This window comes from Brevinema andersonii (assembly GCF_900112165.1).
Taxonomy (GTDB): domain Bacteria; phylum Spirochaetota; class Brevinematia; order Brevinematales; family Brevinemataceae; genus Brevinema; species Brevinema andersonii.
Genome location: NZ_FOKY01000003.1, coordinates 59,260 through 80,062, shown reverse-complemented (window position 1 = coordinate 80,062; position 20,803 = coordinate 59,260). Strand labels below are relative to the sequence as shown.

Genomic DNA, 20,803 nt, shown 5'->3' with positions numbered 1-20,803 from the left:
CCTAAGAAACAGAATTAGAAGCTTCAAATTTTCTTTCTTTTGTCTCGATGTTGTATGTTTCAATAATGTCACCAACTTTGAAATCCTCATAATTTTCAAAAGAAATACCACATTCAAATCCTTGTTCTACTTCGTTAACATCATCTTTAAATCGACGTAAAGTTTTAAATTTTCCACTCCAGATTTGTATTCCATCACGATAAATTCGTACAGTATTATTCTTACGAAGAAATCCTTCAGTAACAATCGAACCAGCTATTTTTCCTACATTGGAAATTTTGATGATTGCTTTAATTTCTGCTTCCCCAATCTTGGTTTCCGAAATATCAGGATCTAACATGCCTTCAATAACACTATGAACGTGTTCTACTAAATCGTAGATAACATTAAATCTTCGAATAGGAATATTAGCATTTTCTGCCCTTGTTTTAGCAACACTATCAACCCGTACACGAAACGCTAAAATAGCAGCAGAATTTGCAGATGAGTCTACTAATGTTTGGGCTAGCATAATATCATTATCCCCAACAGCTCCAATACCGGAATGAACAACAGTAACTTTTACTTCCGTATTTTTTAGTTTAGATAAAGAGTATAATATTGCTTCTAAAGACCCGTTAACATCAGCTTTAATAACAACTTTATATTCTTTTAAGTTAGGATTTTGTATTTTTTCCATTGCGTTGAACATAGTAGCTTTTCTCTGACGCACGATATCTTCATTTCTTTTTAGAATAGAGCGGCGTTCCGCAAGAGATCTGGCTTCATCTTCATTACTCATGATATGAAAATCATCTCCAGCATCCGGAAGAGAATTATATCCCATAATTTCTATTGGTGTGGATGGTCCTGCAGCAGTAATTTTATTTCCTTTATCATCGAACATTGCGCGAATTCTGCCAAAAGTAGTTCCTGAAACAAAAGAATCTCCAATTTTTACGGTTCCATTTTTGATCATAACAGTAGCAACAGCACCACGACCAATATCCATTTTGGACTCTATGACATACCCAATTCCTGTTCTGTTTGGATTGGCTTTGAGCTCCATAATTTCAGCTTGTAATAATATTGCTTCCAGTAATTCAGGAATACCTTCGCCTGTCATTGCCGAAACAGGTAAAAACATTGTATCTCCACCCCATTCTTCAGGTAAAAGGCCATGTTCTACTAACATTTGTTTAATTTTTTCGGGATTAGCATTAGGAAGATCCATTTTATTAATAGCGACAATAATTGGTACTTTTGCTGATTTCGCATGACTAATAGCTTCTAATGTTTGAGGTTTGGGACCTTCTTCAGCGGATACTACTAAAACAACAATATCAGTAATTTCAGCACCTCGTGCTCTCATTGCTGTAAATGCAGCATGTCCGGGAGTATCTAGAAAGGACAGTTTACCTTGAGGAATCGAAACAGAATATGCGCCGATATGTTGAGTAATTCCACCAGACTCATGAGCAATGACATTTGTTTTTCGAATGGTATCCAACAATTTAGTTTTACCATGATCCACATGCCCCATAATGGTAACAATAGGAGGTCTAATGGCTGTATCTTCTAATTTATCTTCTTCTATTTTAATTTGTACTTCTTCATGTTCATCTTTTACAATAACACGACAATTAAATTCATCAGCTAAGAGAATAGCTGTATCAGCATCTAAATCATCATTAATAGTAGCTTTTTGACCTAATTTAAATAGTGTTGATATTAGTTCTGCAGATTTGAGATTCATCTTACGCGCTAAATCTGATAATTTTACAATAGGACCAATGGTAATTTCTTCAGGAATAACAGCTTCACCTTTTTTCTTTTTGTTCGGAGGCTGTAATTTTGTTAAAGCAATGTCTTCTTGAAGTTTTTTATTATTACGATCGAAAACATGTTTATCTTTGTAATGAATTTCTCTACGATGAGTTGTTGTTTTGCTATTAATAGATGGTGCAGGAGTAAAAGCAGTGCGTCTTTCATTTTTACGAAATTCAGACGTTTGTCTTGATTGTGGTTTATCACTGGATGTTTTATTATGAGATATTTTTTCGTTTGGTTTCCTATGAGGATAAGGACGGTTATTAGATTTTTCTAAATGATTTTTACGGACTCCTTGTGTATTCGTGATCTTAGGGGCTGAAGTCAGATCAGTATTTGAAGAAATATCTTGATTATTTTTTTTAATATCTTCTGCAACAGATTTACTTTTTATTTTTAATTTTAGTACTTTTTTTTTGATTTCTTCTTTAGACATGGAGTCTCCTTATTGTATCAGTCTGTTTCATTCATGGTCTTCTTCAATTTCGATATTATCTTCTATAATTTTCCAAATTTCTAATGCTTCGTTAAGGCTCAGTCCAGTTTCCTGGGTTAAATCCTCTACTGTCAGTTCAATAATTTCAGTTATACTATGAAAACCAGCATCTTCTAGTGCCTGAATTTGTTCAGGAGTAAAAGGAAGCATATCAAGAGAAATTACTTCATCTTCAACAATTTCAAAATCATGTGAGTCGGTAATTCCTAATATATTATCGACTTCTTTTTGTTTTTCTTTGAGTACTTCTTCGAATTCAGAATAAGTTCTAAATCGAATTTTCCATCCAAGGATTTCTTCCAGCATGCGTTGATGTGATCCTCCTTTTCCAATGAGAGGTGCTAAAAATTCGTCTGCTACAACAATAAAAGCCTCATTTGTTTCGTAATTGAGATCAATATTAAAAACTTCTGCAATACGATTTTTAAGAACGCGGCTTGCTCGGATAGCGTTAGCAATGAGTTCTTTTATTTCTGGTTTATAGCGTATAATTTCAATGCGTTCACTTCCTAACTCTTGACGAATAGGCTTGATATTTGCACCGGCTTTTCCTACAGTAATGCTGATAGGATCTAAGTTCTCTACTGTCGAGTGCAGAACTATTTTTGTGACTTCTCCAGGTTTCCGCGCAACAGCTTTGATAATGAAAGTGCCATCAGCAATTTCAGGAATATGCAATTTAAGTAATTCTTGGACTATAGCAGGATTAATACGAGTAAGAATAATTTGACTTTCGCCTCTTTTTGTTACCTGTAACACATCCTTTAGATAAACTTTAACCACATCTCCTGGTTCTAATATTTCATCAGGAAGTGCTTCGCTGTAAGGCAAAAAAGCTTCTGTATCTTTCCGCTCTAAAGCAATATAATAGCCGCCATATTTGCTTTCTGACCTTGATTTGACTCGTCCAGAAAATAAAGTTCCTACTTTATCATGAAATTCATTATAAATAATATCTTTTTGGACATCAGAAATTTTTTGTTTAAGAACTTGTTTCATAATTTGGACTGCTTGACGCCCATAATGTTCTACTGGTATAGGGATACGAATTTCGTCACCCATATCGATCTGATCAACAGTAGAGAATTGTTTTGCATCCTTTAATGAAATTTGAAGTACCGGATCAGTAATTTCATTTGCTACAGTTTTGAGCTGCCAAAGAGAAATACCGTTTTTTTCCAATTCTACATCAATATTATTATAATCTTTACCAAATTCTCTTTTGTATAGTGTAACAAAAGTTTCTTTCAGAACAGTTTCTGCTAATTCTTCAGAAATATTGTGTTCTTTTGCAAAAGCTGTAATAAGATCAGAAAAGGCCACTCTATCCTCCGTGTATTTTATGATTTTTCTTTTTATTGTTTTTCAATGCCTTAGAAAAATCAAAAAATAAATGTGCTTTTTGTATTTCGTCGCAAGATATATTAAATATATGCTGATTATTTTTTACAGTTAGGGTATTATCGCATATATTTTCTAAAAATGCAATAAAAAACCTATCTTTTGTAGGAAATTTATCAGTAGTTTTGGGAAATATGCAAAGTTCGCGTCCGATAAAGTATTGATATTCTTCGAGAGATTTAATTTCACGTTGCAGCCCAGGTGACTCAACAACAAGATCATACGCTTTATCAAAAGGATTTTCAATATCTAATTGACGTGATACTATATTGGCAATTTCTGTACAATCATCAAGACTAACAGGGTGCTTCAAATGATGAATAACTATTTTAAGAATAGTTTTATTTTTTATATGCGTTAAATTTATTTCCAAAGGAATATAATCTAATTCAATAATAATATTTTTTATAAAATCAAATAATTCATTTTGTTTCATAATACCTCTTCATAATAGAAATAAGGAGTCTTTAAGACTCCTTATTTCTAACGAGTTTATATTATAATATTTTTTTGAAGTTTTGTCAATATTTAAGCAAATATTTTTTCAATTTCGATCATATCTTGTTCTGTAAGTTCGATATCCGTAGCTTTCACGTTTTCCTCAATTTGTTCTACATGAGATGCTCCCATTAATGCAGAACTAATACCAGGTTTATGTAAAATCCATGCAATAGCCAGTTGTGACGGGGTACACGATTTATTCTCTGCTATAGTGATAAATTGCTGAATTCGATCTAAGTTATTTGGTGTTAAGTATTTTTCAATAAATGTATTTGTTTTCTCGTTTGCTGCTCTCGAATCTTTAGGTATTTCTTTGCCTTTTCGATATTTGCCAGACAAAAATCCTTGCGCAATAGGGGAAAAAGCAACAATCCCCAAACCATTATTGATGCATGCAGAAACAATTTCCGGTTCGATAGATCTATTAATAAGATTATAAACAGGCTGATTGACAACCATACGGTCTAAAAGATATTGATCTTGAACTTTTAAGCCCTCAATAATTTGACTAGCAGTCCACTCACTGACCCCCATGTATAAAATTTTTCCTTGACGGATGAAGTCATCGATAGTGCGTAAAGTTTCATAAAGATCTGATTCAGAATCAAAACGGTGGCAGTAGAAAATATCAATATAATCCATATTCATGCGTTCTAACGATGCATGTACTTGTTCGAAAACATGTTTCCGTGACAAACCTCTACCATTAGGAAGTTCGTTCATTGGCCAAAATGCTTTGGTAGTAATAACATAAGTGTCCCGAGGGTAGCGATTTAAAATCTTTCCCATCACTTTTTCTGACTCGCCATAAGCATATACGTTTGCACAATCAAAAAAATTGATCCCTAATTCATAAGCTTTATCGATTATATCGAAAGTCGTTTCTTTTTCTGTTGTGTTGCCATATGTAAGCCATCCACCTAAGCTTATTTCGCTCACTTGCAAGCCTGTTTTTCCCAGATGTCTGTAGTTCATATCATTTTCTCCCTGCAATTTTATATAATACTATTACAATTTTACTCTATTTGTCAAGAACTTGTTTTAATTTCCAAACCTTTGTTTTAGAGATTCATTTTGAGCTTTGCTAGCTGCTATGGCTTGGCTCATTTTCAGTAGTGCCTGACGTTCTTTACGTTCTGTTGTTTCAAGTTCGTCTTGTTTTTTTGCTATTTTTTGATCTAATTCTTTCAATTTATCAATGCTTTCGCGATTCATCCGTGCCAAGTAACCATTACCTCCAATCATTAATTCATCAGCTTTGGCAGCGGATACAGATAATCCCATATCAGCAATATTATCTCCATTGCTGTCATATGCAAACATTTTCTTTACCGCATCGAAATTTTCGTTTAATGCTTTTTTTAATTGTGCCGAATCAACTGTTAAAATACCTTTTCGAACAGCATCTCTATCAATAGAAGCATTACTTTGCAAACGCTTAACATAAATGCCGATTTGATCCAGCAGTGATAATGAATTCGGGTCATTGTTATGGGGAACTCCTGATAAGCGCCTTAATGCATCTCTATATGATAGTAAACTACCATTGCCGTAAAACGATCCTTCTTTCAGATCATCACCGTCTTGTTCGCGTTTGTATAAAGGTTTGATTTTACCGATTTTTTCTATGGGAATAGTCGTAAAAATATTGATTTCTTCCATCAAAGTATTATATGCCAACACCCACTGAATAATGGTTTCTTCTATAAGCTCCAAATTCGGGCCAATACTGACAATAATATTTGTATCGGATTCTTGCAGTAAATCGAATGTTACTCCTTCCAGAATATCTGAAATACTATTTTCTGGACGTTCCAATTCTACACCATTAAAAGAAAAAAGAGCATCACGACCTTCGCTGATAATATTATATGGAGTCAGGGATCCTTCATGTGAACAACTAATCTTCATGTTATATATTGTAGTATCTGCATTTTCACTGACAACTGATGCTTTTGTTAAGGTTTTGCCTGCATGCTGTTCTAGTGAAATATTATAAATATTTGTATTTAGAATTATTTTTTCGTTGTTTCCATCATCGAAGTGCAGAATTAGAAGTTGTTCTGGTATTTTTTCTTGATGTGTTTGTTGTGTTTCTTCTATGCTGAAATCTCGAAGAATAGGGGCTACGCTTGGCAAAATAATTATTTCATTGCTGACAGTATTAATGTTTGTTACAGACAGACTTTGTAATGAGGGTCGTTCAGTGAGCTCAAGTGTTTTTGGGGTTTGATATATGGTAACATCTGCTTTGAATGTAAGGACAGCGTTATCAGGTATCGTAGTATTAAAAATCTTGTCTAAAGTTTGATCCTTAATTGTTGTTTTCTCTTGACTTTCCTGCCAATAAAGATCAATATTGTAATTTGTGCCGTCTGAAAGTAATTTTGCTTCTTTTAATGATGTCAAATCGCCATTGAAAGTAATTTTATTGTTTTTCCCGGTTTTTTTGCTGCGCAGTAAAATAGAACGTGTATTGGGTGATGTATTAATTAATTCAACATCGATTGTATTTTGTAATGAGTCTCGAAGAAGTTCCATTAAATCACTTATATTGCCTCCTTTGAAAGCGATAGTTTGTTCTGCGCTTCCTGATTTTACAGAAAATATAGATTCTGACAAACAAAGATCTTGTGGAACTGGTCCAGAAGAAAATACATCTGCTTGTGCTAATTTTTTGATTTTAATATTGTAAATGCTGTTTTTGGCTGTTCTGTCCGTGGAAATATCTAATAAATCTGGTACTGATGTTTTGTTGGTTTTGTCCCTAAAAGCTGATTCATAACTAAAAATATACCGGTTAATTCTATCAAAATTATCAATATTTGTACGGAAATCTGTCCATAATGCAGTTTCGATTTCTTTATTGCGTCTTTGGTTGTTGAGATTAGTGATTTGATTATGGTATGGTGCCATTATTTGCTTGAGCATTGAATCGATATCCATACCGCTATCTACTCCCGGAATACTTGATAATTGCATACGTTGTGCGTGTATAAGAGTATTTGATAAAAAAATAATAGCTATTATTAATATTTTTTTCATATAAAAATTCCAAAATAGAAAGTCCTTCATTAAATATCGGATTTTATTTATTTTTTATTAGCAATAGAATAGAAATAAGCGCTATTTCTGGTCTTTAGAGAACCGTTTTAATAGTTTTTGCCAACGTTTTAGAAATTGTTTGCGAAATGCGTTTTTGTATTTTCCAGTAAAGCTCCGATGATCTAAATGTAAACAGGTACCATTTGCTTTTTCTTCAAGAGTCAATAGGATAGAAGAAGAAAAATCTTGCATATGAATATCAAGTAGTAAATGATCAGGTGCTTGGCACGAAATAATCCGGTATTGGGCGACTGTTTTGAAAAAAATGTTTTTTTTCAAAATCCATTCACCTTTAGCATTTTCCTGATACTGAATTTTTTCTGGTGTTACAAATAACAACAACCATTCAGGGAATTGAATCATTCTATTCCATATTTCTTGACTGGAACTGTTAGGAATAAATAGCTCTAAGTAAATATTTTCATCCATAGAAACCTCAGTTGGACTTATTCTTGAAGGGATTGGTACATTCATATTCTTCTATTTCGTGTAATTTTTGGATCCGTGCTTGATGCCTTCCCCCTTCAAAAGGTGTATTCAACCATATGTCTACTAGATCAATTGCTTTTGCAGGTGCAAGAATTCTGCCTCCAAGCGCCAAAACATTTGCATTATTATGAAGACGTGATAATTTTGCAGAAAACTCGTCCTGACATAATGCAGCTCTAATGCCATGTACTTTATTGGCTGCATAGCTTGCTCCCAAGCCTGTTCCGCATATCACGATAGAAAAATCAGCTTCTTTTTCGATAATTTTTTTTACGGCAGGATAAACATAATCAACATAATCAACACTTTCTGTAGAGTAAGTACCGCAATCAACAACTGTGTAATTGTTGTTGAGAAGCCATTTTTTTATTTCTTCTTTAAGTAAAAAGCCTGCATGATCGCATCCTAAAGTTATAATGGGATTATTCATAGTTTTTACCTATTTTTTTACATTTTTTGATGAACGAATCGGAAAAATGAGCCATTCCGCTGATGAGATATGCTTGATACCCCTGCTTGCTCAAATGTTCTGCAGAATTTCCAGCTCTGTTGCCGTGGTTGCAGTAGCAAACAATTATCTTATCCTTGGGAAGATTATGGTTGTCAGACATAATGCCCGCATAAGGAATATTTCGGGCAATCTCTAGATGATCCCCTGCAAATTCAAATGGTGTTCGTACATCAATAACTAAAATTGAATCTTGGGGAAGTTTGAAAAATTCTTCTTCTGTCAGAAAGCGGGCTGACGGATGAAAAACTTTTGAAAACATAATTTACCTCTTTATTATTTATTTTTCATACCGATTTTTATTATACTATATTTTGTCGTATTGTACAAATATTTCTTATTTTTAGGTAGGAGAGAGATGAATTCTTTTTATTTTATGTTGGTTTTGCATGCTCATATGCCTTATGTGATGGGGACTTCTGTCGAATATTGGTTGCATGAAGCGGTGTTGCATAGTTATCTTCCTTTGCTGGAGATGTTAGAGCGGTGTCTTCGCGAAGAACTCTCTGTCTGTATTACTCTGAATATGTCTCCTATTTTACTGAATCAGTTGACTCACAGTGATTTTGTTGAAAATTTTTTGGAATATTTGCAGCAAAGAGAACAAAATTTAAGTATACAAGCTCTGAATCCAGAAGTTTCTGAAATTCTGCAGAACGATCTTCAAAAATTATGCCGGTTGAAAACTTTATTCTTAAACGAATGGAACAGAGATATTGTCGGGCAGTTCAAAAAATTTGTTGATCTTGGTTATATTAATGTCACGACCAGCTCTGCAACACATGCATATTTGCCTTTGTGGGAAGCTGATATTGAGTCGGTTTATCGGCAGATTGCTGTAGGAAAGGTGATGAGTTCATTTTATTTTGGTGATTTGAATGGATTTTGGAGCCCTGAATGTGGTGTTTTTCCCGATCTTACTTCAATTTTAAAAGAATTCGAATTTTCTTATTTTTTTGCTGATCCAGCCGCTGTTAATACCGAGCATATATTCCAACCTTTTACCGATCGCGGAGTGTATTATTTTGTCCGAGACATTGATATTAGTATGAAAATCTGGGATTCAGATGAAGGGTATCCTGGACATCCTTTGTACCGCGATTTTCACAGTGATTTTTTTACAGATCCAGAATCTTGTGGTCGTATCACGGAACGAGCTGGATTTTCTATAAGGGCAGTGACAAATAAAAATTCTAATAGAAAAGATATCTACTGTCCTGTTGCCGCTCACAAACAAGCAGAACTAGATGCTCAAGATTTTTGTTCTTATTTGGCTTGTAAATTTAAAAAATTGTCTGGAAATTGTTGTTCTATTTTCTTCGATGCGGAACTTTTTGGGCACTGGTGGTATGAAGGTGTTGATTTTTTATATTATCTATGCCGTGCGTTGAGCAGACAAAATGTTATCAAGCTGACATTTCCTTTGGAAATCCTTCAAAAAGTGGATTCTGTAAAGTTTTCTCCTATGTATTCGTCTTGGGGACTCAATCATGATGCCGGTTCTTGGTTGAATGCGAAAACTTATTTTCTTTGGGAGAAAATTTACAATACTTCCCCAGAGACGTGCAGCATGCGTAATTTATTATTGGCTCAAGCATCTGACTGGATGTTTTTAATAACACATAATAGTTTTATAGAATTTTCTAAAAATCGTATTTCGCGTCTGCTTAGTTATAACAATGACGCTGATCAGGAAAATGATCTCTTGCAGCAATCTATTAGCGTCTGTAGTAGAGAAGATTTTTTTGCAATCTGATATAAAATATATTATAATACAATCCACAATATAAAAAGGTTTTTTTATGAATCAACTGCCATTATACATGCATCGATTTAAAAAGGAATTAATTCAATATTGGCACTATATTATTTATTATGTGCGTGCATTCGAAAAAGCCCGTGTTACTAATACATCTTTGGGTTATTTATGGTGGTTTTTAGATCCTCTTTTAAATATGGGTATCTATATTATTCTTGTACGTTTAGTATTCAATCAGCGTGATCCGAATTTTCCTGTATTTTTTTTCTCTGCGATGCTAGTATGGCGTTATTTTTCGATGGCTTTAGCTCAAAGTGTTTCTTCGATCCGTTCCAATATTGGTGTTTGCCGTGATATTTATGTTCCTAAATTTGTATTTCCTTTGGTAATGTGCATTACTGGCTTGTCTCCATTGATTATTTCTATAGGTATCTTAGTTGTTTTAATGATCATGTTTCATGTACCCTTTACTATCAATTTGATATATCTGCCTTTGCTATTGACTACTTTATTTTTTTTCACGTTGACATGCTCGATGATTGCTGCACATATTGGCGTATTTATAGCTGATGCTCCCAATATTTTAAATCATCTTTTAACTTTAGGGTTGTTTGCAACCCCTGTGTTTTACAGTATAGACAGAGTTCCTGAGAAATATCAGTTTTTTATCAAACTCAATCCAGTCGGTACTCTTACGACCAGTTTTCGTCATATCATTACATATGGAACTCCTCCTCCTTTCAAACAGTTGCTTTATATTGTTGTTTTTACAATGATTGCTTTTATATTGAGTGTTATGATACTTTATAAATATGACAAAATTTATAATCGAGTGAATGGATAATATGTATGGATAAACCTTATATTATTGAGGCGGAAAATATTGATCTGACTTATGAAATTTTGCAGAGTTTCAGTTTGAAAAACCTTTTCACAGGTAGGGAACAGCTGGCAAATTTAAAATATATTCATGCACTTAAGAATATTAGTTTTAAGCTGGAAAAGGGGCATAATTTAGGTATTATCGGTACAAACGGTTCTGGGAAATCAACATTGCTACGGGTTTTATCCCATACTTATATGCCTGATAAAGGATCTTTGAAGATTCATACGGACTCTATTAATTTGCTGACTTTAGGGGCTGGCTTTATGGGGGAACTGACAGGACGTGATAATTTATATCTCAGTGCGTTATTGCTCGGTATTAGTAAGCAAGAATTGGATAAGGGTTTAGCTCAAGAAATTATTGCTTTTTCCGAAATTGGATATTTTATTGATCTTCCTATAAATACATATTCAAGCGGTATGAAATCTCGGTTGATGTTTTCTATTTCGGCATGTATTCAGCCTGATCTGCTCCTTATTGATGAAGTTTTCAGTGTTGGTGATGCCCATTTTGTTCAGAAAAGCGAAGAACGTATGCAGGAAATGATCCATTCTGATAAAACTGTTGTGTTAATCTCGCATAATACAAAAAATATTATTGATAATTGCGACCGGGTATTGTGGCTACATAAAGGCGAAGGAAGGATGTTTGGGGATCCTAAAGAAGTAATGGAAGCATATCTTGAATATACGGGTGCTTCCGAACTTCTGAAAGATCGGAAAAAACAATGGAGCAATTGATATTATACAAACTGCTTTTTCTTTTGTTATTTGTTTGTCAAATTTCTTATGCAGAAACAATGATCGGTCAAGAATTGAAAGTTTTAGACGGTAATTTCAAAAAGTCACTTCAAGCTACTGCAAAGATGCTGCCTTTTGCTGTAGGGAAAAATGTTATATCTAGTAATATTTCCTATTCTTTTGACAGTATTAATGGGAGAATTCATTATGAAGCGTTGATTGAATATAGTTTTCGCTATGGTGCGTGCTTTGATGTTATGAACACTCTTGTTTATTCTCAAGAAGAAGCGGAATATTATTTTTCTTTTATTCAGGGGGCATCGATTTTTTTAGATTCTAATAGTGATATGGAATTGATTAGCTTTACGAATAATCAGAATGTCGAACGATATTTATGGCAAAAATCAGAAAATACGGCTTATTACGTGCCTGTTGGGTCTCAAAAAAATTCTTATCTTATATTCAAAATACAACTGGTACCAAGGCAAAAGGGGGTATTATTAAAATATAAACAGGTTGTAGAAGATATTGTAAAAAGAACAAAATGGAATCAAGTATTAGATGAGTTGATTTAAGATTTTATAATCTTAAAATTCTAAGAAATTATAAAAAAGTAGGCAGTTTTATATTAATAAAATGCATAGTTGTTAATTAAGGATTCTCTGTATTTCTTAATTGATTGACACAATATTATTAAATTAAAATAAGATGTTAAGTGTTAAAACTTTGTTTTTTCTATTTAGTACTGTTTGTTAATATTCATTTCCATATTATACTTCACTTCAATAAAATTAAGTTGATTTTATAAAATCATGTAGACTTATGCTATATTTTAGTAAACGTTCATATAAAAAATATTTTGTTTTGACTAAATGGTTATAGGAGGATTAAATGAAAAACTTTTTATATGTCTTTTTATTGTGTATGGATGTTCTCAGATAGATAATAGATCCGGAATATCTGCTGTTACTAATGTAACTGGTACTTATAATTATCTTGTTCAATTGACAAGTTCTGGTATCACTAGTGAGTTTCAAATTCTGGTTCCTATTATTACTGTTTCATGGTATTCAGAGGGCAATTGCTATCTAATTCATTTTATTAAACTGTTTAGTATTCAAATAATATAACTTCACCATCATATATTCAAACAGAAACAAACTATCCTATTGGTAGGTATACTAATTATTCTCTATGAGAAATTATAACAAATAATGTCAGCAATTATAGTGTAGCGCAATATAATCATGATCTTTATGAAACTCAATTTAAATAATGAAGGTCAAAATACATTACTCTTGAATGTTACGAATACAGTTCCAAACACATTAGCCCAGTCTTTCGAAGAGAATAAAATATATACAAATAAAGATAATACGAATAAAATTCAACAATCTTATGCTACTAATTTTAACAGACAATGTGCTAGAAGAATGAGGTTTTGTTATACTAGATCTTCTAGTGACCAACAATTTTTTAATTTTGCTTTAGCATTTCCTACCAATCAGATAGTTCATCAAAATCTGGTATTCCAACGGAATAATGCCCTCAATATCTTATATTCTGATCCTTATCCAAGTACTGGTGCAGTACCTACTGGCGAAGGTTATTATAAGATTTTAAAAATGGTCTTAATTTTGAAATTATCAATAGTTATAAAAATTCTAATATAAATAATCGACCTTATCAGGGATTTGTTTCTTATACGTTTTTGAGAGCTGTAGAATACCAATAAGGCATACTATAGGGTTACAGTTTCAAATTTTGGAAACAATCAAAATAATGTTAGTAAACTTGTAAGTTTGATTTTTGATAGCACTAAAACTTTTATGGCTGGTGGGTCTTTTCTGTATTTGATGATGGTATAAATCAGGATGTACAGATGTATGGGATTGGGGCAGATAGTTCTTCTAAGAATAATGTTGATTTTAGTAATAGAACTGCTTTTTTTATTGGCGAATATTGATTATTTTAAAAATAAATTTTGAAGACAAAATATACTGACTTAATTGATAGTATTATTGACAAATGGAGTGTTTAGGCTAGAATTATTAATTTTTTTTGGAATATCATATATTAGTTTTGTAGCATAAAAGAATTAGCGTTTTTCTATTTGACATTTTTATTTTATCGTTTTATAATATTGGTGTAAATATTAAGATGTTTGGAGAGAGTATGATTGTAGGATTTACATTATTTGCTGTTATTTGTTTTGTATGCTTAATTGGTCTTGGGTTACATATAAAAATAAATCAGAATTTCCTTTCTGTATATGCTGCAAAAAGCATTCTAGGAGGGGTTGTTGGTTTTTTCTTTATTATATTAGCATTAGCTACGGCTTATGTATTTTTAGGAATTTCTCCTATTTTTGCTGCTGAACCTGTGACTAACTCAGTGTCTGAAAGTGCTTATGGATTAGGTTTTTTAGGAGCAGGCCTGTCGGTTGGTTTGGCATGTATCGGCGCTGGCATTGCAACGGGAATGGCAACTTCTGCTGGAATAGGTGCTGTTAGTGATAATCCAAAGATGTTAGGTCAAAGTTTGCTTTTTGTTGGTCTTTCAGAAGGAATAGCGATTTATGGTCTTATTATTGCGATTATGATACTAGGGCGATTAGCATAATGAAGGCACTAGCTTTAGTAGATACGGATGATGCTCCTATTTATATGCTTGCGGGTATGGAAGTATGGTCTCCTAATACTAAAGAAGAGTTAAAACAAAAATTTCAGCAAGCCGTTATGATTCCTCAGTTGGGATTGTTAGTTATTTCTACCAAATATACTGAAGATTTACAGGAAGAGTTAGATCAGTGTAGACTTTCTGGTAGTAATGTTCAAATTTTGGAGGTTCCATCTTCAAAGAGTGAGTCACACCCTGGTGAGAAATTAATTAAATACGTTAGGAAAATTATTGGTCAAAATTAGGAGCAATTATGGCCTTAAAAGATATGATTTCTGATATAGAACAAACAGTAATAGATGAAATAAATCAAAGTAGAGATCATGCCAAGATTGAGGCTACTAAAAAAGTTCTTGCAAAAGGTGATATTTTAGAAGATTTTTATAATAATAAAAAAGATATTCTACGTTCTCAGCTTTCTAAAAAAGAAATTTCTCTTAAATCAGAAAAAGATTTCCTATATCGAAATAAACAATTAAAAGAAGAAGATGAATTTATTAATAATCTTCTACCTCTTATTCGATCTTCGTTATTAACTTTTGTGTTAAATAAAAATCGTTATGGCGAAATTCTTCGTTTATGTCTTGTTAAAATATCAGATTCTACAGACTTAAACAATAGTTATTTATATATCAATTCGAGAGATATCGAATTGATTCATGATAATGTTTCCTTGATTTCTGGTACAATAACAATTGCAGCTGATGATACAATTGAGGCTGGTTTTATCATAAAAACGCGTGATGGAGTTAATATAAATTTAAGTTTTGCTTATTTGTTTGAAGAGCAAAAAGCGAAGTTATTAAATTCTACACTTCGCATGCTTAAGGAAGGATTATGAACTCTATAGGTATTATTATAAAAATTAATGGTCCTTTGGTTACAGCAATATTAACTGAACCTGTCCAGCTTATGGAAATGGTTAAAGTTTCAGAACTTTATCTCATTGGTGAAATACTCAGTGTAGAAGGTCAAGAAGCTGTGATTCAGGTGTATGAAAATACAGATGGTCTGACCCTAGGACATCCTGTTTTTGGGACGGGGATGCCTCTTTCTGTGGAATTAGGTCCTGGTTTGTTAGCACATGTTTTCGATGGCATTCAACGGCCGCTTCGTGAAATAGCAGATGCTACACATAGTATATATTTGGAAAGGGGAATATCTGTTCCTGCTTTGGACCGCAAGAAAAAATGGCAATTTACACCTACAGTGAAAATGCATGATGAATTGCAATTAGGAGCAGAAATCGGAACAGTACCTGAAACAGAATTGATTCAACATAAGATTATGCTTCCTCCTAATATTTCAGGATTGTTGCTATCGATTATGCCTGAAGGATTGTATACTATTGATGATGTTATTGCTACAGTGCAAGATAAATATGGTAATGTCCATGAAATTCGATTAAGTCATCGTTGGCCTGTTAAAATTCCGCGTCCTTATAAAGAACGATTTCTGCCTACAGAGCCTTTAATGACAGGTCAGCGTATTATTGATATTTTTTTTCCTGCAGCTAAAGGTGGCGCAATTGCTATACCGGGAGGATTTGGTACTGGTAAAACAATAACACAACATCAATTAGCAAAATGGTCTGACGCTAAAATTGTGGTATATGTAGGGTGCGGCGAACGAGGAAATGAAATTACTGAAGTATTGGAAGAATTTCCTCATCTGATTGATCCCAAAACGGGAGCTCCATTATTTGATAGAACTGTTATGATAGCAAATACATCTAATATGCCTGTTACAGCTCGTGAGGCATCTATATATACAGGCATTACTATTGCAGAATATTATCGTGATATGGGATATGATATTGCTGTTATGGCTGATTCGTCATCACGTTGGGCAGAAGCGTTGCGAGAATTATCTGGTCGCTTAGAAGAAATTCCAGCTGAGGAAGGATTTCCAGCATATTTGGGGTCAAAATTGGCATCGTTTTATGAAAGAGCAGGAAGTGTTGAATTGCGTAATGGCAATAAAGGTTCTGTGACGATGATTGCTGCAGTTTCGCCTCCAGGTGGGGATTTTTCGGAACCTGTCACGCAAAATACAAAAAGATTTGTACGTGCATTTTGGGAGCTTGATAAAGCGTTGGCGTCAGCACGACATTATCCTTCTATTAATTGGGTACAAAGTTACAGTGAATATGCCGATTTAGTTTCAGAATGGTGGGAAAAACATGTTAATTCCGATACTGTTGTGCTTAGGAGAGAAGCATATGATCTGCTACTAAGGGAAAATAAATTACAAAAAATTGTTCGATTGATTGGTCCTGATGCTCTGCCTGATGTTGAGCGATTGGTATTAGAAGCGGCTAGAATTATAAAAGAAGGATTTCTTAAGCAAAATGCTTATGATGCAATCGATATGTATTCTTCTCCCCAGAAACAAATGTGGTTGTTAAAATTGATGATGAATTTTTATCATAAAGCAGAAGAAATCATTAATATGGGGGCTCCAATTTTTGAAATTAGGAGTTTGGAATCGGTACCGATGCTTATAAGAGCAAGGCTTGAAATACCAAATGATGATGAAGCTGCATTTGTCAAATTAGAAAATTTTGTTAATGACGAAATGAGTGCTTTGTTGATAAAATATGAAAATGTTCCTCAATCTATAGGAGCAAAAAATGCATATTAAGATACAAAAAAGTTATGAAGGTGTTTATTCTGTAGTTGGACCTTTGGTGATTGTTAATGCTATCGCAAATGCAGCATATGGTGAAATTGCATCCTTAACAACCCAAACAGGCGATGTTAAATTAGCTCGCGTTATTGAAGTAAACGAAAAATTTACTGTTTTACAACTTTATGGAAGTTCAGCAGGGATAGATCCTAAAAAAGTTTCTGTAAAATTTTGGGGTGAAACATATCATATTGGTGTATCTACTGAAATGTTAGGCCGAATTTTTGATGGATTAGGGTGTCCTATTGATGGTCTTCGTGCTCCTAATCCTGAATTTGAGCGAGATGTTAATGGGTTAGTTTTAAATCCAGTAGAACGAGAATATCCTCATGATTGTATCCAAACGGGGATTTCAGCGATTGATGTTATGAATACTCTAGTACGAGGGCAAAAATTACCTATATTTTCGGGAGCAGGGCTACCTCATAATCAGTTAGCTGCGCAAATTGTGTCACAGACGACCTCCAAAAGTGGTAATCCCTTTGTTGTTGTTTTTGCTGCCATGGGTATTAGACATGATGATGCAGCATTTTTTATTGATTCTTTTAAATCTACAGGAGCATTAAAAAATACAGCATTGTTTCTTAATTTAGCGGATGATCCGACAATTGAACGATTAATTACTCCGAGAGTTGCCTTAACGTTGGCTGAATATTTTGCTTATGATAAGGGGATGGATGTGTTAGTTATTCTCACTGATATGACTGCTTATGCCGAATCATTGCGTGAAATTGCTGCTGCACGAGGTGAAGTACCTTCTAGAAAAGGATTTCCGGGATATATGTATTCTGATTTTTCTACAATATATGAAAGAGCAGGACGTGTGAAAGGTTGCCCTGGATCTGTTACTCAAATTCCTATACTTACAATGCCTGGTGACGATATTACTCATCCTGTACCAGATTTGACTGGTTTTATTACGGAAGGACAGGTAGTTTTGGGGCGACATCTTTTTGGACAAGGTATTGTACCTCCTATTGAATTATTGCCTTCATTATCACGCTTGATGAAAGATGCGATAGGTCAAGGATTGACGCGTGAGGATCATCCAAAATTATTTATGCAGTTATATTCTTCATATGCGCGAGCCTTAGAAGTGAGAGCTATTGCTGCTATTGTTTCCGAAGAGGAAATGACCCCTATCGATCAGGATTATTTAAAATTTGGGAAAGTGTTTGAAGAAGAATTTATTAATCAGCGTTTTGATGAAAACAGATCAATTGATGAAAGTTTGGATTTAGCATGGAAAATTTTGTCAATTCTTCCCAGAAGCGAATTAACTAATATGAGTACTCAAGAATTATTACGCCATTATCAAGGAAAAGAAGAATAGCATGGCTAACAAACGGAATGTTACTCCCACTAAAAGTAATTATTCTATCTTGAAAGCGGAATTATCTTTGGCAAAAGAAGGACATAGCCTTCTGGAGCAAAAACGTGAAGTTTTTATTATGCATTTGTCTAATTTAGTAGCGAATATTAAAGAAAAACGAACACTTTTAGATAAGCAATTACAGAAAATTTATCGGCAACTTGCTTTAGTGAAGTTAGAAACTTATGGGTTTACTTTTGATTTGATGATGAAGAATATGCCACAGGATTTTGTAGTAGATATGATTTTCCGTTCTATCATGGGAGTACCTGTACCACAATTGATTATTAGGGATACGGGAGAAAATTTATCAAAAATTCCTATGGGAATTTCCAATACAAGTCCTGCTTTCGATGAGCTTTTTAAAGGAGTAGCAAATATTAAAAATTTGCTCGTTGAAGTGGCCGGTTTGGAAAGTGCTGCTTGGAAATTAGCTCATGAAGTGAAAAAAATCCAACGGAGAGTTAATGCTTTAGAAAATTTTATGATACCAGATACTTCAGTTACTTTAGCGTATATTAAGGATACAATGGAAGAAAAAGATAGGGAGACTCTTTTCCAAATGAAACGAATAAAAGAAAGAAAAAAAGTGGTTATCATGAGAGGTGAGAATCATGATTACTAGAATTTTTGTTCCGATTACAGGAACTGATGAAAGTAAAATAGCAACAGAAAAAGCTATTGAAACAGCAGTATTTCTCAACGCCAAAGTGACGGCAATTTATGTTTTGGATAAAGAATCATTAGCTAAACTTCAACGTTATAAAATTTTTATAGAAGAAGAATCTTCAGTTTTTGGAGATAATTTGAGGCGTGATGCAGAAAAATATTTAGAATATGCTAAACGAATTGCTTCCTCATACCATATTGATATTGAGACTGTTTTGTTAGAAGGAGATCCTTTTTTAGAAATTAAAAATTTTATTAAGAAAAATCCTGCACAGCATAAATTTGTTATGATTGCCAAAGTACCGAATAGTGAGAATTTTATTGATTCTTTTGGTAGCTTAGAAAAAAAAATGTTACGTTCCGGATTAGGAATAATGATAGCTGGAGAATAATATGAAATCAATGATAGATCAAATTTATGATATCGAAGAACATATAGCACAGCTTAAAGAAAACGGAAATAAAGAAATAAAAGAAATTTACGATTCCATCGACAAAAAAATTAAAATTATGGAACAATCTTTTTTAGATGAATATTTACAATATGAAAAACTTCAAGAAGAAGAAATGCTGAATCGTGTTCAATTATATGATCAAGAATTGCAAAGTACATTCCAAAATAAAAAAAATCTACTGCAAGAATTGTGGGAAAAAAAGAAAGATAATATTTTGTTATCTTTATCACATGAATTTTGGTTGGAATAACGATGATATCAGCTCAGTATATTCCTTTATCTGTACGTGTAAAAAATTGGAGCTTATCTTTTTTGTCTAAAAAAGAGATGGAAAAAATACTTTCTTTTGATCTTATGCAAATATTACAATATATTGCACAAAAAGAAAATATAATTTTATCAGAACCTTTAGATTCTCATTTTTTTCTAAAAAAACTTAAAGAGAAATTGATATATTTTGGATATACGGCTTCTAGTGCTTTATCAGGTGAAGGTAAAGCATTTGTAAAAGAATTGTTACGTGAATTTGAAATAGAAAATTTAAAAATTTTAGTACAAATGCTCGTTTCTGATCGTTTTTCTGATAATTTTTACCAATATGTATTTACTCCTCAATTATCATTGAATAAATATCGTGAAATTAGAACATTTCAGGAGTTACGTCAGTTTTTGATTGGGACAGCTTATGAAATGCTTACTAACTCTCTTGATAAAGTAGAAACAGAAAAAAATACTTTTTATTGGGAATCGGCATTGGATACGTTTTATGCGAATCGGATTTTCACTGTTTCTAAAAGATTAGATACTCATGGGAAGTTAAATGCAAAAAAGATTGTTTTGTTGCCTATAGATATGGAACGTTTGTTAAATTTGTACCGTTATAAATTTCATTATGGACTTGATGCTAAGGAAGCATGGCTTTATCTCCCTAATGTTACACATATTTTATCGTCAGAACGATGGCAACATTATATTGTGGTAGTGACGAGTCAGGAATTTTGTGATATGCTGAAAGAGGACCGTTATATAGATGTTGACTGCCATAATAATGCATCTACAATCAGGATGTCTATGCGTTCGAGAATAGAAAAGATATGCCGTAAAGAACTGCATGGAAGTTTGACAAGTATTTCATCGTTCTTGGCCTTTTTACAATTGAAAAAAATACAATTTTCTCAGTTATCTACGATTATTGAAGCGAAATCACTTCATATGGAAAAAGAAGAAGTGATGGATTTTTTATAAT

At 33.2% G+C, this 20,803-nt stretch carries 22 protein-coding genes; 14 read left to right on the top strand and 8 right to left on the bottom strand.

Annotated features, from left to right (window positions below):
• Position 1: 1 nt before the first annotated feature.
• The 8 genes from infB to BM018_RS03675 form a co-directional block, all read right to left on the bottom strand.
• Positions 2 to 2,245: a translation initiation factor IF-2 gene (infB, locus tag BM018_RS03710; protein ID WP_092318754.1), complete on the bottom strand. Its 2,244-nt coding sequence runs from the start codon at positions 2,243 to 2,245 to the stop codon at positions 2 to 4.
• Between the two features lie 27 nt (positions 2,246 to 2,272).
• Positions 2,273 to 3,628, bottom strand: coding sequence for a transcription termination/antitermination protein NusA (nusA, locus tag BM018_RS03705; RefSeq protein WP_092318752.1), 1,356 nt, complete (start codon positions 3,626 to 3,628; stop codon positions 2,273 to 2,275).
• Position 3,629: 1 nt separating this feature from the next.
• Complete coding sequence (locus BM018_RS03700) at positions 3,630 to 4,142, bottom strand: ribosome maturation factor RimP (protein ID WP_092318750.1); 513 nt, start codon at positions 4,140 to 4,142, stop codon at positions 3,630 to 3,632.
• Positions 4,143 to 4,234: 92 nt separating this feature from the next.
• Positions 4,235 to 5,182, bottom strand: coding sequence for an aldo/keto reductase family protein (locus BM018_RS03695; protein WP_092318748.1), 948 nt, complete (start codon positions 5,180 to 5,182; stop codon positions 4,235 to 4,237).
• 66 nt (positions 5,183 to 5,248) lie between these two features.
• Positions 5,249 to 7,252, bottom strand: coding sequence for a flagellar filament capping protein FliD (gene fliD / locus BM018_RS03690; protein ID WP_159428160.1), 2,004 nt, complete (start codon positions 7,250 to 7,252; stop codon positions 5,249 to 5,251).
• A gap of 81 nt (positions 7,253 to 7,333) precedes the next feature.
• Complete coding sequence (locus tag BM018_RS03685; protein WP_092318743.1) at positions 7,334 to 7,741, bottom strand: hypothetical protein; 408 nt, start codon at positions 7,739 to 7,741, stop codon at positions 7,334 to 7,336.
• A 7-nt stretch (positions 7,742 to 7,748) separates the two neighbouring features.
• A complete protein-coding gene (gene rpiB / locus BM018_RS03680) occupies positions 7,749 to 8,231 on the bottom strand; it encodes a ribose 5-phosphate isomerase B (protein WP_092318741.1) in 483 nt (160 codons plus the stop codon).
• On the bottom strand, positions 8,224 to 8,571 hold the full coding sequence (locus tag BM018_RS03675; RefSeq protein ID WP_092318738.1) for a rhodanese-like domain-containing protein: 348 nt from the start codon (positions 8,569 to 8,571) through the stop codon (positions 8,224 to 8,226). Before BM018_RS03675 ends, rpiB begins: the two co-directional genes overlap by 8 nt.
• A 96-nt stretch (positions 8,572 to 8,667) precedes the next feature.
• On the opposite strand from BM018_RS03675, the gene BM018_RS03670 reads away from it, so the two are divergent.
• The 14 genes from BM018_RS03670 to BM018_RS03600 all read left to right on the top strand — a co-directional run bounded on the left by BM018_RS03670 (position 8,668) and on the right by BM018_RS03600 (position 20,802).
• A complete protein-coding gene (locus BM018_RS03670; protein WP_092318736.1) occupies positions 8,668 to 10,065 on the top strand; it encodes a 1,4-alpha-glucan branching protein domain-containing protein in 1,398 nt (465 codons plus the stop codon).
• Positions 10,066 to 10,111: 46 nt separating this feature from the next.
• Positions 10,112 to 10,912 (top strand): ABC transporter permease, encoded by an 801-nt coding sequence (locus BM018_RS03665; RefSeq protein WP_092318734.1) that lies wholly within the window; start codon positions 10,112 to 10,114, stop codon positions 10,910 to 10,912.
• A gap of 5 nt (positions 10,913 to 10,917) precedes the next feature.
• Positions 10,918 to 11,694, top strand: coding sequence for an ABC transporter ATP-binding protein (locus BM018_RS03660; protein ID WP_092318732.1), 777 nt, complete (start codon positions 10,918 to 10,920; stop codon positions 11,692 to 11,694).
• Positions 11,682 to 12,269, top strand: coding sequence for a hypothetical protein (locus BM018_RS03655; protein ID WP_092318730.1), 588 nt, complete (start codon positions 11,682 to 11,684; stop codon positions 12,267 to 12,269). The genes BM018_RS03660 and BM018_RS03655 overlap by 13 nt, the downstream gene beginning before the upstream one ends.
• A 681-nt stretch (positions 12,270 to 12,950) precedes the next feature.
• Positions 12,951 to 13,367 (top strand): hypothetical protein, encoded by a 417-nt coding sequence (locus BM018_RS03645; protein WP_092318726.1) that lies wholly within the window; start codon positions 12,951 to 12,953, stop codon positions 13,365 to 13,367.
• A gap of 502 nt (positions 13,368 to 13,869) precedes the next feature.
• Positions 13,870 to 14,316: an ATP synthase subunit C gene (locus BM018_RS03640; protein ID WP_092318724.1), complete on the top strand. Its 447-nt coding sequence runs from the start codon at positions 13,870 to 13,872 to the stop codon at positions 14,314 to 14,316.
• Positions 14,316 to 14,618, top strand: a complete 303-nt coding sequence (locus tag BM018_RS03635; RefSeq protein WP_092318723.1) for a V-type ATP synthase subunit F — start codon at positions 14,316 to 14,318, stop codon at positions 14,616 to 14,618. Before BM018_RS03640 ends, BM018_RS03635 begins: the two co-directional genes overlap by 1 nt.
• Positions 14,619 to 14,626: 8 nt before the next feature.
• On the top strand, positions 14,627 to 15,214 hold the full coding sequence (locus BM018_RS03630) for a hypothetical protein (protein ID WP_092318721.1): 588 nt from the start codon (positions 14,627 to 14,629) through the stop codon (positions 15,212 to 15,214).
• Entirely contained in the window at positions 15,211 to 17,016 is a 1,806-nt protein-coding gene (locus BM018_RS03625; RefSeq protein WP_200778561.1) for a V-type ATP synthase subunit A, read from the top strand. The genes BM018_RS03630 and BM018_RS03625 overlap by 4 nt, the downstream gene beginning before the upstream one ends.
• Positions 17,006 to 18,394, top strand: a complete 1,389-nt coding sequence (locus BM018_RS03620; protein ID WP_092318719.1) for a V-type ATP synthase subunit B — start codon at positions 17,006 to 17,008, stop codon at positions 18,392 to 18,394. Before BM018_RS03625 ends, BM018_RS03620 begins: the two co-directional genes overlap by 11 nt.
• Position 18,395: 1 nt before the next feature.
• Positions 18,396 to 19,058 (top strand): V-type ATP synthase subunit D, encoded by a 663-nt coding sequence (locus BM018_RS03615; protein ID WP_092318717.1) that lies wholly within the window; start codon positions 18,396 to 18,398, stop codon positions 19,056 to 19,058.
• Positions 19,048 to 19,494: a universal stress protein gene (locus BM018_RS03610; RefSeq protein ID WP_092318715.1), complete on the top strand. Its 447-nt coding sequence runs from the start codon at positions 19,048 to 19,050 to the stop codon at positions 19,492 to 19,494. The genes BM018_RS03615 and BM018_RS03610 overlap by 11 nt, the downstream gene beginning before the upstream one ends.
• 1 nt (position 19,495) lies before the next feature.
• Entirely contained in the window at positions 19,496 to 19,807 is a 312-nt protein-coding gene (locus tag BM018_RS03605; RefSeq protein WP_092318713.1) for a hypothetical protein, read from the top strand.
• Positions 19,808 to 19,809: 2 nt separating this feature from the next.
• Complete coding sequence (locus BM018_RS03600) at positions 19,810 to 20,802, top strand: V0D/AC39 family V-type ATPase subunit (protein ID WP_092318711.1); 993 nt, start codon at positions 19,810 to 19,812, stop codon at positions 20,800 to 20,802.
• Position 20,803: the final 1 nt, after the last annotated feature.

Excerpts from the sequence above, each read along its gene's own strand:
- BM018_RS03665 (WP_092318734.1), top strand. The coding sequence starts at position 10,112 with ATGAATCAACTGCCATTATACATGCATCGATTTAAAAAGGAATTAATT.
- infB (WP_092318754.1), bottom strand. The coding sequence starts at position 2,245 with ATGTCTAAAGAAGAAATCAAAAAAAAAGTACTAAAATTAAAAATAAAA.
- BM018_RS03640 (WP_092318724.1), top strand. The coding sequence starts at position 13,870 with ATGATTGTAGGATTTACATTATTTGCTGTTATTTGTTTTGTATGCTTA.
- BM018_RS03630 (WP_092318721.1), top strand. The coding sequence starts at position 14,627 with ATGGCCTTAAAAGATATGATTTCTGATATAGAACAAACAGTAATAGAT.
- BM018_RS03610 (WP_092318715.1), top strand. The coding sequence starts at position 19,048 with ATGATTACTAGAATTTTTGTTCCGATTACAGGAACTGATGAAAGTAAA.
- BM018_RS03620 (WP_092318719.1), top strand. The coding sequence starts at position 17,006 with ATGCATATTAAGATACAAAAAAGTTATGAAGGTGTTTATTCTGTAGTT.
- BM018_RS03600 (WP_092318711.1), top strand. The coding sequence starts at position 19,810 with ATGATATCAGCTCAGTATATTCCTTTATCTGTACGTGTAAAAAATTGG.
- BM018_RS03655 (WP_092318730.1), top strand. The coding sequence starts at position 11,682 with ATGGAGCAATTGATATTATACAAACTGCTTTTTCTTTTGTTATTTGTT.
- BM018_RS03670 (WP_092318736.1), top strand. The coding sequence starts at position 8,668 with ATGAATTCTTTTTATTTTATGTTGGTTTTGCATGCTCATATGCCTTAT.
- BM018_RS03635 (WP_092318723.1), top strand. The coding sequence starts at position 14,316 with ATGAAGGCACTAGCTTTAGTAGATACGGATGATGCTCCTATTTATATG.
- BM018_RS03660 (WP_092318732.1), top strand. The coding sequence starts at position 10,918 with ATGGATAAACCTTATATTATTGAGGCGGAAAATATTGATCTGACTTAT.
- BM018_RS03615 (WP_092318717.1), top strand. The coding sequence starts at position 18,396 with ATGGCTAACAAACGGAATGTTACTCCCACTAAAAGTAATTATTCTATC.
- BM018_RS03605 (WP_092318713.1), top strand. The coding sequence starts at position 19,496 with ATGAAATCAATGATAGATCAAATTTATGATATCGAAGAACATATAGCA.
- fliD (WP_159428160.1), bottom strand. The coding sequence starts at position 7,252 with ATGAAAAAAATATTAATAATAGCTATTATTTTTTTATCAAATACTCTT.
- BM018_RS03625 (WP_200778561.1), top strand. The coding sequence starts at position 15,211 with ATGAACTCTATAGGTATTATTATAAAAATTAATGGTCCTTTGGTTACA.
- BM018_RS03675 (WP_092318738.1), bottom strand. The coding sequence starts at position 8,571 with ATGTTTTCAAAAGTTTTTCATCCGTCAGCCCGCTTTCTGACAGAAGAA.
- BM018_RS03685 (WP_092318743.1), bottom strand. The coding sequence starts at position 7,741 with ATGGATGAAAATATTTACTTAGAGCTATTTATTCCTAACAGTTCCAGT.
- BM018_RS03700 (WP_092318750.1), bottom strand. The coding sequence starts at position 4,142 with ATGAAACAAAATGAATTATTTGATTTTATAAAAAATATTATTATTGAA.
- BM018_RS03695 (WP_092318748.1), bottom strand. The coding sequence starts at position 5,182 with ATGAACTACAGACATCTGGGAAAAACAGGCTTGCAAGTGAGCGAAATA.
- BM018_RS03645 (WP_092318726.1), top strand. The coding sequence starts at position 12,951 with ATGAAACTCAATTTAAATAATGAAGGTCAAAATACATTACTCTTGAAT.
- rpiB (WP_092318741.1), bottom strand. The coding sequence starts at position 8,231 with ATGAATAATCCCATTATAACTTTAGGATGCGATCATGCAGGCTTTTTA.